This window comes from Devosia equisanguinis (genome assembly GCF_900631955.1).
Lineage (GTDB): Bacteria > Pseudomonadota > Alphaproteobacteria > Rhizobiales > Devosiaceae > Devosia > Devosia equisanguinis.
Genome location: NZ_UZWD01000038.1, coordinates 337631 through 346758 on the forward strand (window position 1 = coordinate 337631; position 9128 = coordinate 346758).

A 9128-nucleotide genomic window follows, 5' to 3' on the forward strand; every position below is an offset into this window, starting at 1 on the left:
AGAAGAATTGAGGGGGCAGCCCTGGTGAAGGATTATTGAGGAAACGGCAATGAGCCAAAAAACTGTTCGATTGACGATGGCGCAGGCCGTGGCGCGGTTCATGACGGCGCAGATGACTGTGATTGATGGCGAGACGCTGCCGATCTTTGGTGGGGTGTGGGCGATTTTCGGGCATGGGAATGTCGCGGGGATCGGCGAGGCGCTTTATGCGGTCAAAGATCAGCTGCCGACCTATCGCGGCCAGAACGAGCAGAGCATGGCGCATGCCGCCATCGCCTATGGCAAGGCCAGTTTCCGGCGCCGCTTCATGGCCGCGACCACTTCGATCGGGCCCGGCGCGCTGAACATGGTTACGGCGGCGGGCCTCGCCTATGTGAACCGCATTCCGGTGCTGCTGCTGCCGGGCGACGTGTTCGCCAATCGCCTGCCCGATCCAGTGCTGCAGCAGGGCGAAAATTTCGGCGACGGCACGGTGAGCGTCAATGACTGCTTCAGGCCGGTGAGCCGCTATTTCGACCGCATCACGCGGCCCGAACAGATCATTCCCGCGCTGCGCCGCGCCATGCAGGTGCTGACCGACCCGGCCGAATGCGGCCCGGTGACGCTGTCTCTGTGTCAGGATGTGCAGGCGGAAGCCTATGACTATCCCGAGAGCTTCTTTGCCGAAAAAGTATGGGTGCCGCGCCGGATCATGCCGGATGCCGACGAATTCGCCATGGCGGCCGCTGCTCTGAAACTGGCCAAGAAGCCGGTGATCATTGCCGGCGGTGGCGTGCTCTATTCGGAAGCCAGCGAGAGCCTCGCCGCCTTTGCCGAGGAGCATGGCATTCCGGTGATGGAGACGCAGGCCGGCAAGAGCGCCCTGCCCCATGTGCACGAACTCAATATGGGTTCGGTCGGCGTGACCGGCACTTCGGCGTCCAACACGCTGGCCGAAGAGGCCGATGTGGTGCTGGCGGTGGGATCGCGGCTGCAGGATTTCACCACCGGCTCCTGGGCGCTGTTCAAGAACGAGAATCTCAAGCTCATCGGGCTCAATGTGCAGCCCTTCGACGCGCATAAGCACAACGCGCTGCCGCTGGTGGCGGATGCGCGGGTGGGTCTCGAAGCGCTGGATGCGGCGCTGATGGGTTGGCAGGTTGATTCCGCCTGGACGCAGAAAGCGTTGAAACTCAAGGAAGATTGGCTTGCTGACGCCGATGCGGCACGGGCTGCCAGCAATGTCGAACTGCCCTCCGACGCGCAGGTTATCGGCGCCGTGCAGCGCGGCCGGACAAAGGCCACCCTGGTTTGCGCCTCGGGCGGTTTGCCGGGCGAATTGCACAAGCTGTGGCGCGCCGATGGGCCGGGCAGCTATCACCTCGATTATGGTTTTTCGACCATGGGCTACGAGATCGCCGGCGGGCTGGGCGTGGCGCTGGCGCGGCCGGAAGACGATGTCGTGGTGATGGTCGGCGACGGCTCCTATCTGATGATGAACTCGGAAATCGTCTCGGCGGTGATGATGGGCCTCAAGCTCACTGTCGTGGTGCTCGACAATTCCGGCTTCGGCTGCATCAACCGGCTGCAAATGGCCACCGGTGGCGCCAATTTCAACAATTTGTTCCGCGACACTTTCCATGTCGAAATGCCGAACGTGGATTTTGCGGCGCATGCCGCATCCATGGGCGCCAAGGCGAAGAAGCTAGCTTCGGTGGCAGAGCTGGAAACGGCGCTGGCGGAAAGCGAAGGGGCCGGTGGCGTGCATGTCTTCGTCATCGATACCGATCCACTGGTGACCACCGAGGCCGGTGGGCATTGGTGGGATGTGGCAGTGCCGGAGGTGAGCGAACGACCCAGCGTCAATGCGGCGCGCGAGGCCTATGTGAAGGCATTGCGGGCGCAGCGGGCGGGGTGAGGCCCCCTCACCCGTCTCGCGCTTCGCGCGATCCACCCTCTCCCCGAGAGGGAGAGGAATAGAAGGTGCCCGTCGATCCATTCTTCTCCCGTGGGGGAGAAGGGAGGCACCGCGTTTTGAACATCCACCGGCTCACCCCTCTCCCCTTGCGGGAGAGGGTGGATCGGCCAAAGGCCGAGACGGGTGAGGGGTTTTGGCGCTGTAGGGCGCAGGAGAGAAGCATGAAAGCCAAACTTGGCATGTCGCCCATCGCGTGGTGGAACGACGATCTGGTGGAACTCAGCGATGACGTGTCGCTGGAAGAGTGTTTGCGGCAGTCGCGCTCGGCCGGGTTTACCGGCATGGAGAAGGGGCGGCGCTTTCCGGACGATCCGGCGACCATGCTGCCGATCCTGCGCGCGGCCGATGTGACGCTGTGCGGCGGCTGGTTCTCGGGCACGCTGGTGGACGAGGAACTGGCGGCCAACAAGGACCGCATCGCGCCGATGATCGAGCTGTTCAAGGCGGTGAACGCGCCCTGCATCGTCTATGGCGAAGTCGGCCGCTCGATCCAGGGCAAGCGAGACGTGCCGCTGGCGCAGAAGCCGCGCCTGTCGGACGACGAGATGCAGACCTATGCGCGCAAGGTGACGGCGTTCGGGGAATGGTGCGCCGAGCAGGGCATGCCGCTCTCCTATCATCACCACATGGCCGCCGTGGTCGAGACCGAGGCGGAGCTCGATGCCTTCATGGCCGCGTCCGGGGCAGGCATTCCGCTGCTGCTCGATGCAGGGCACCTCGCCTTTGCCGGCGGCGACGTGCTGCGGGCAATCGACAAGCATCATGCGCGCATCAACCATGTGCATGTGAAGGATATCCGCCGCTCGGTGGTGGATGGGCTCGATCGCAGCAGGCAGAGCTTTCTCGATGCGGTGGCACTGGGCGCCTTTACCGTGCCGGGCGATGGATCGCTGGATTTCGGCGCTATCGTGCAGCGCTTTGCGGACTATGGCTATGAGGGCTGGTTCGTGGTCGAGGCCGAGCAGGACCCGGTGGCCAATCCGCCGCTCAAAATGGCCCAGGTGGGCCACAAGGAGCTGATGCGGGTGATGACGGCGGCCGGCTACACCGTCGAGACCGAGGGTTTCCCGAAAGGGTGAGTCTTTCGAAGCGCTTGTGCTAAAGCCTTACCGGATTGAATCAAGCGGGAGGCGATGGCATGGCGCTGAAGGAAAACGAAGTAAGCTGGTTCCGGCCGCTGTGGCGGCGGGTTGCCGTGGTGGTGTTCCTCTGCATCTGGCTAGGCTGGGAAGTGTTCTATACCGGCGAGCAGCTGTGGATGATCCTGGTCGGCGCAGCGCTGGCTTACTCGCTCTACAATTTCTTCTACGCCTTCCCCAAGGAGGAGCCGAACCATGAGCAAATCCCCCCTCCTCGTGCGCCCGACGGCGACGAGCGGCAAGATCCATGATGTGACCCCCGCTTCGGCGGGATGGACACATGTCGGCTTCGGCCTGCATCGGCTGAAGCCGGGCGAGGCCTATGGCGAGGCCACCGGCGCGCGCGAAGTGTGCCTGGTGCTGGTGAGCGGCAAGGGGCGCTTTGCCGTGGATGGCGAGCATTTCGGTGAGCTCGGCGAGCGGATGAGCCCGTTCGAGGGGGCGCCCTGGGCGCTCTATGTGCCCGCGGGTGCCACTTGGGCGGTGGATGCGACCACCGAATTGGAGCTGGCGATCTGCTCGGCGCCGGGGGGCGGCGATTTCAAGGCGCGGGCGATCCCGGCGGGGACGCATAAGCAGATCCATCGCGGCAAGGGCGCCAATGTCAGGCATGTGCACAATATCATGCCGGAGGATGACGGGGCGGCGAATGCGCTGCTGGTGGTGGAGGTGATCACGCCGCAGGGCAATACCTCGTCCTATCCGCCGCACAAGCATGACCAGGACAATCTCCCCCATGAGAGTTTTCTGGAGGAGACCTATTATCACCGGCTCAACCCGCCGCAGGGCTTTGCGTTCCAGCGGGTCTATACCGACGATCGGAGCCTCGATGAGGCGATGGCGATCGAGGATGGCGACGTGACGCTGGTGCCGCGCGGCTATCATCCGGTGGCGACGACGGCGGGGTATGATCTCTATTATCTCAACGTCATGGCAGGCCCGAAGCGCGTGTGGAAATTCCACAATGCGCCTGAGCATGAGTGGATGCTGGGGTAATTCAGTCGAGCATGCTTTCCGGCTGACTGCCGTCAGTGTGGAAGGCGAACGCGTAGTCGCGGCCATTGGCGTCGGTGGCGGTGCACTTGTATTGCGCCGGGGCGGTGGCGGGGTCGCCGCTCAGCGCGCATTGGCCGCTGGCCTGATGCTCGGTGATATCCTCGCCGGCGCTGTCCTTGCTTTCGATGATGCTGTCGAGCTGCACGGCAAAGCCGGCGTCGGTGCGCTCAGCCATGCCGGAGAAGACGAAGAAGCGGCCGGTCGGATCATCGGTCCAGATCGACAACTCCATGGCGCCACCGTCATAGGACACCTGCATGAATTCGTCGGCGCAGATGGCGAGCAGGTCTTGTTCGCCCACACGCAATTCCTCGCAGTCGCCGCGCAGGGTGAAGACGGAGAGTGGCTCGGCACCCTGGCCGAAGGCGGGTGAGACGATCAGCAGGCTGGCGATGAGAGGAAGATATTTCATGGGCTCTTGAGGCTATCGGAAAAAGGAAAAGGCATCGGATGGACGCCTTCTCCCATACGCCAGATATCGAGCGTTGTGAGCCCGTTACCGCCCCTGGAACACGCTCTTGTCGGCCATGGCGCCAGTGATTTCGCTGACCTTGATCGCCCTGCCCTCCTTGACCGATTTCAGGGCGGCGTCGGCGAGGGCGAGGGCGATGAGGCCATCGACCCCGCTGGGCGAAGCCGGAGACTTCGATTCAACACAATCGATGAAGGCGCTGATTTCGCGGGCATAAGCCTCGGTATAGCGGGTCATGAAGAAGTCGTGCAGCGGCGGGCGAGTATAGCCATTGCCATTGGCGATTTCGATGGAGACCGGACGCTGGTTTTCGGCCGCGACCGAGCCCTTGGAGCCATGCACCTCGATGCGCTGGTCATAGCCATAGGTAGCGCGGCGCGAATTGGAGATGGTGGCGTGCTTGCCCGAGGCGGTGGTGAGAATGAGCGAGGCGCTGTCATAGTCGCCGGCCTCGCCGATGGCCTTGTCGACCAGGACCGAGCCAAAGGCGGTGACGGTATCGACTTCTTCGCCGAGCAGGAACCGCGCCATGTCGAGATCATGGATGGTCATGTCGCGGAAAATGCCGCCCGAGCGCTTGATGTAGTCGACCGGCGGGGCGCCGGGATCGCGGGAGACGATGGTGATCATCTCGACATCGCCGATCTGGCCCTCGGCAATGGCGGATTTGACCGCCTGGAAATGCGGGTCGAAGCGGCGGTTAAAGCCGACCATCAGCGTACCGCCTTCGGCATCAACCACCTTGAGGCAGGCCTTGACGCGCTCGACATCGAGATCGATCGGCTTTTCGCAGAAGATGGCCTTGCCGGCGCGAGCGAAGCGCTCGATCAGATCGGCATGCGTATCGGTCGGCGTGCAGATGACCACCGCGTCGATGTCGCTGGCGGCCTCGATCTCTTCAATGCTGCGCACTTCGGCGCCATACTGGGTTGCAAGATCGGACGCGGCCTTGGGAAAGGCGTCGGCGACGGCGACGAGCCGGGCCAGGGGATTGGATGTCACCGCCTTGGCGTGAACCTTGCCAATGCGGCCCGCGCCGAGCAGGCCGAAACGAACGGTCATGTGTAGTCTCTCCAAACAAGCGGCCGGGCACCCTGCCCGGCCGGAATTTCGCTGCGGTCGCTGGGTCAGACGGTGCCGCCCAGTGAGGTATTGAGCTCGGCCAGTTCCGCGCCGCCAGCCATCATGTCCTGCAACTCCTCGGGCTTCAACTCACCCTTCCGAGCAGTACCCAGGGTCTTGCCACGGTTGAGCACGGTGAAGCGGTCTCCCACGGCCATGGCATGACGCACATTGTGGGTGATGAACACGATGCCGATGCCGGTCTTGCGGACACGGTCGATGGTGGCCAGCACATTGGCGGTCTGGCGCACGCCGAGGGCCGAAGTCGGTTCGTCGAGGATCAGCACCTTGGCGCCGAAATAGACGGCACGGGCGATGGCCACGGTCTGGCGCTCGCCACCCGACAAGGTGCCCACCGCCTGGTCGGGCTCGCGCAGATTGATGCCCATGCGTCGCATCTCGGCCATGGTGACGCGATTGGCCTCGTCCATGTCGAGGAACTGGAACGGCCCAAAACCCTTGCGCGGCTCGCGGCCCATCCAGAAATTGCGGGTCACCGACATCAGCGGGATCATCGCCAGGTCCTGATAGACCGTGGCCACACCCGCCTCCATGGCATCGCGCGGATTGGCGAAATCCACCTTCCGTCCGTTCATGCGGATTTCGCCCGAGGTCGGCTTGTGGACGCCGGCCATGGTCTTGATGAAGGTGGATTTTCCCGCACCATTATCGCCCAGGAGGCAATGGCACTCACCCGGCATGACCGAGACGGAGACGCCATTAAGAGCGATGACGGGGCCGAACTGCTTCTTGATATCGACAAGTTCAATGAGAGGCGTATCGGCCATGATCAGCGCTCCCCGGTGATGAGACGGCGGATATAGGTGTTGAGGATCACTGCCAGCAGCAGAATGACACCCAGGAACACCCGGAACAGCGAGCTTTCGACGCCGGCGAAGAACAGACCCTGCTGTACGACGCCGAAGATGAGCGCGCCGAGCGCAGCGCCGATGACCGAGCCGTAGCCGCCGGTGAGCAGCGCGCCGCCGATAACCACGGCGATGATGGCTTCAAATTCCTTGAGCAGGCCGCGGTCGGCGGCTGCCGAGCCGAATTCCATCACCTGGCAGGTGGCGAAGACCGTGGCGCAGAAGGCCGAGAACACGAACATGGCGATCTTGACCCGGTCTACCGGCACGCCAACATAACGGGCTGCCTTGGCATCGCCACCAGCGGCATAGATCCAGTTGCCGAAGCGGGTACGGGTCAGCAGGATATGGGCGAAGATGATGAGGGCAAGCGCCCAGACCATCAGCATGGGAATGCCATCGACCACCGGCTGCCCCGCCTTGTTGCCGGCCTGGAAGGTGGCGATCAGGCCCATATCGGCCATCCAGGTGAAGACGAAGCCCAAAACCTTACCGCCGAACAGGGCAGCGAGCCAATCGCCCTGCGCCGCCTCGCGCACGCCGCCAATAATGGTCTGGCGGGTGGTGGAGATGGACAGGTAGATGGTGAGGCCGCGCAGGATATAGAGCGAGGCCAGGGTGACGATGAAAGATGGCAGGCCGGTCTTGATGACCAGATAGCCATTTGCCGCGCCGATCAGCATGGCGGTGATGAAGGCGGCGATGATCGACACCCACATGGGCAGGCCCATATGGACGCTCAGAAGGGCAATGACGATGCCGGCAAAGCCGATCATCGAGCCGACGGAGAGGTCGAATTCGCCGGCGATCATCAGCAGGCATGCGCCCACGGCGATGATGGCGAACTGGGCCGAGACCACGCCCCAGTTCATGATGCCGTCAGCGGCAAACATGCCGGTGCCGCCGGCGACGATGGCGAAATAGATAAAGACGAGAACGGTGCCGGCCATGGCACCCAATTCTGGGCGCACGAAGGCCCGGCGCAGGGGCGACTGGCGCTGAACGCGCTCGTCGACCGGAGGCGCGGCCACAGGCTGCTCACTCATCGAAACATTCCTCGATCGGGGAAAACGCGCCGGACGCTGCGGCCGCGTCGAGAGGGATGGGGCCGCTGACGCGGCCCCTTTTCGGCTTAGCGGTACTGACCGGCAAACTTCTCGACCAGATCGATATTGTCCTTGGTGATGAAGCCAGGGCCGGAATTGATCGAATTGCCGGGGACCACGCCATAGCGCGACAGATTGGTCAGCACGACCACCGGCAGATAGCCCTGCAGGAAGGGCTGCTGATCGATGGCGAAGGTGATGGTGTCGGCCTTGATGGCGGTGGCGATTTCGCCGGAGAGATCGAAGGTGCCGAAGAAGATGGCGCCGGCCTTGCCATTGGCGTCGAGCGCCGCAATGGTCGGGTGCGCCGAGGTCGGCCCGAGGGTCAGGATGCCATTGGTATCGGGATTGGTCTGCAGATAGGCGGCGACCTTGGACTGGATTTCACCCGGGTCCTGGCCGGCGTCGATCATCTGATTGCCCAGGTCGACGCCCAGCGCATCGGCAAAGCCCTGGCAGCGCTCCACCGAGGCGGGATTGGTGATGTAGTGGTTGACGCAGAGGAAGCTGGTGACCCCGGCAGCCTTGGCACGCTCACCGGCACCGAAACCGGCATCGTATTCGGGCTGGCCGACATGCAGCAGCGCGCCGATTTCCTTGGACTGCTCGATGGTGCCCGAATTGATGGTGATCACCGGGATGCCACGCGCCACGGCGTCGGAGAGCGGGTCCTTGAGCACGTCATAATCGGCAATGGTGGCGATGATGCCCTGCGGATTGGAGGCAGCGGCCTGCTCGATGATGCGGGCCATGTCGGCGAGGTCGCCGGTGGGCGGATTGCGATATTCAACGGTCACGTCCATCTGCTCGCCGGCGAGGGCGATGGCGTTCTTGATGGTGTTCCACCAGCTATCGGAATCGGGCGCGTGCGACACCAGCACAAAGCGCTCTCCCTCGGCGACAGCAGGGCTCACGGCGACCGGCAGGGCCAGCGCCGCAATGGCGAGCGCGGACAGTCCTTTGACAACAAAGCTCATGATAATCCTCCCAGATTCATGGTTCACATGCAGAATGTTTCATCCGTAGCATTTTCTTAACGAAATAAACATTCCATTTTTGAAGGGAGCCGTCAAGACTGGATTGGCTGGGAGCAGATGCTGGGCAGTGCTACGGAGGCTTGGTGCGGGGTGGCTGCGCGCAAACGATTGCGGGTGTTGGTGTTTTGGGGAGCTGGGCTGGATTTGAGTGCGACGAAATGGTTTTGGAACGTTCGTTCTAAAATGAGGAAGGCAGGTCGGAGGAAGGGCGCTTGTGGCCACCACCATTTCTGCACTCGAACTTGATGCGAGGGATATTGGCATCGCGCGTGACGGGCGCGCGGTGACACGCGCAGGGGGTCTCGTCCCCCACCCCAGGCCTCCCCGCAAGGGCAGGGCTATCGCATATGGGCTTGAGCGTGCTGCACAC

Annotated in this window: 9 protein-coding genes; 4 read left to right on the forward strand and 5 right to left on the reverse strand. The window is 63.1% G+C overall.

Annotated elements, in window-relative coordinates; translation table 11 throughout:
- Nucleotides 1–49: 49 nt before the first annotated feature.
- The 4 genes from iolD (at nucleotide 50) to iolB (ending at nucleotide 4092) form a co-directional block, all read left to right on the forward strand.
- Nucleotides 50–1897 (forward strand): 3D-(3,5/4)-trihydroxycyclohexane-1,2-dione acylhydrolase (decyclizing), encoded by a 1848-nt coding sequence (iolD, locus tag DEVEQU_RS16520; protein ID WP_126151679.1) that lies wholly within the window; start codon nucleotides 50–52, stop codon nucleotides 1895–1897.
- A gap of 221 nt (nucleotides 1898–2118) precedes the next feature.
- Complete coding sequence (gene iolE / locus DEVEQU_RS16525; protein ID WP_126151680.1) at nucleotides 2119–3036, forward strand: myo-inosose-2 dehydratase; 918 nt, start codon at nucleotides 2119–2121, stop codon at nucleotides 3034–3036.
- A gap of 59 nt (nucleotides 3037–3095) precedes the next feature.
- A complete protein-coding gene (locus tag DEVEQU_RS16530; protein WP_206437873.1) occupies nucleotides 3096–3347 on the forward strand; it encodes a DUF3329 domain-containing protein in 252 nt (83 codons plus the stop codon).
- The gene (gene iolB / locus DEVEQU_RS16535; RefSeq protein ID WP_126151681.1) at nucleotides 3292–4092 is read left to right on the forward strand and encodes a 5-deoxy-glucuronate isomerase; all 801 of its coding nucleotides are present in this window, start codon (nucleotides 3292–3294) and stop codon (nucleotides 4090–4092) included. The genes DEVEQU_RS16530 and iolB overlap by 56 nt, the downstream gene beginning before the upstream one ends.
- A gap of 1 nt (nucleotide 4093) precedes the next feature.
- Here iolB and DEVEQU_RS16540 read toward each other — a convergent pair whose 3' ends face one another.
- The 5 genes from DEVEQU_RS16540 to DEVEQU_RS16560 form a co-directional block, all read right to left on the reverse strand.
- Nucleotides 4094–4564 carry a hypothetical protein gene (locus tag DEVEQU_RS16540; protein WP_126151682.1) on the reverse strand — a complete coding sequence of 157 codons (471 nt, stop codon included), beginning with the start codon at nucleotides 4562–4564 and terminating at the stop codon, nucleotides 4094–4096.
- An 84-nt stretch (nucleotides 4565–4648) separates the two neighbouring features.
- A complete protein-coding gene (gene iolG / locus DEVEQU_RS16545; protein ID WP_126151683.1) occupies nucleotides 4649–5686 on the reverse strand; it encodes an inositol 2-dehydrogenase in 1038 nt (345 codons plus the stop codon).
- A 65-nt stretch (nucleotides 5687–5751) separates the two neighbouring features.
- A complete protein-coding gene (locus DEVEQU_RS16550; RefSeq protein ID WP_126151684.1) occupies nucleotides 5752–6534 on the reverse strand; it encodes an ATP-binding cassette domain-containing protein in 783 nt (260 codons plus the stop codon).
- Between the two features lie 2 nt (nucleotides 6535–6536).
- Nucleotides 6537–7661, reverse strand: coding sequence for an ABC transporter permease (locus tag DEVEQU_RS16555; protein WP_126151685.1), 1125 nt, complete (start codon nucleotides 7659–7661; stop codon nucleotides 6537–6539).
- Nucleotides 7662–7747: 86 nt separating this feature from the next.
- A complete protein-coding gene (locus DEVEQU_RS16560) occupies nucleotides 7748–8698 on the reverse strand; it encodes a sugar ABC transporter substrate-binding protein (RefSeq protein WP_126151686.1) in 951 nt (316 codons plus the stop codon).
- Between the last annotated feature and the right edge of the window lie 430 nt (nucleotides 8699–9128).

What these genes read in the sequence shown, in the direction of transcription:
- iolB (WP_126151681.1), top strand. Translation starts at nt 3,292, where the DNA reads ATGAGCAAATCCCCCCTCCTCGTGCGCCCGACGGCGACGAGCGGCAAG.
- DEVEQU_RS16555 (WP_126151685.1), bottom strand. Translation starts at nt 7,661, where the DNA reads ATGAGTGAGCAGCCTGTGGCCGCGCCTCCGGTCGACGAGCGCGTTCAG.
- iolE (WP_126151680.1), top strand. Translation starts at nt 2,119, where the DNA reads ATGAAAGCCAAACTTGGCATGTCGCCCATCGCGTGGTGGAACGACGAT.
- iolG (WP_126151683.1), bottom strand. Translation starts at nt 5,686, where the DNA reads ATGACCGTTCGTTTCGGCCTGCTCGGCGCGGGCCGCATTGGCAAGGTT.
- DEVEQU_RS16530 (WP_206437873.1), top strand. Translation starts at nt 3,096, where the DNA reads ATGGCGCTGAAGGAAAACGAAGTAAGCTGGTTCCGGCCGCTGTGGCGG.
- iolD (WP_126151679.1), top strand. Translation starts at nt 50, where the DNA reads ATGAGCCAAAAAACTGTTCGATTGACGATGGCGCAGGCCGTGGCGCGG.
- DEVEQU_RS16550 (WP_126151684.1), bottom strand. Translation starts at nt 6,534, where the DNA reads ATGGCCGATACGCCTCTCATTGAACTTGTCGATATCAAGAAGCAGTTC.
- DEVEQU_RS16560 (WP_126151686.1), bottom strand. Translation starts at nt 8,698, where the DNA reads ATGAGCTTTGTTGTCAAAGGACTGTCCGCGCTCGCCATTGCGGCGCTG.
- DEVEQU_RS16540 (WP_126151682.1), bottom strand. Translation starts at nt 4,564, where the DNA reads ATGAAATATCTTCCTCTCATCGCCAGCCTGCTGATCGTCTCACCCGCC.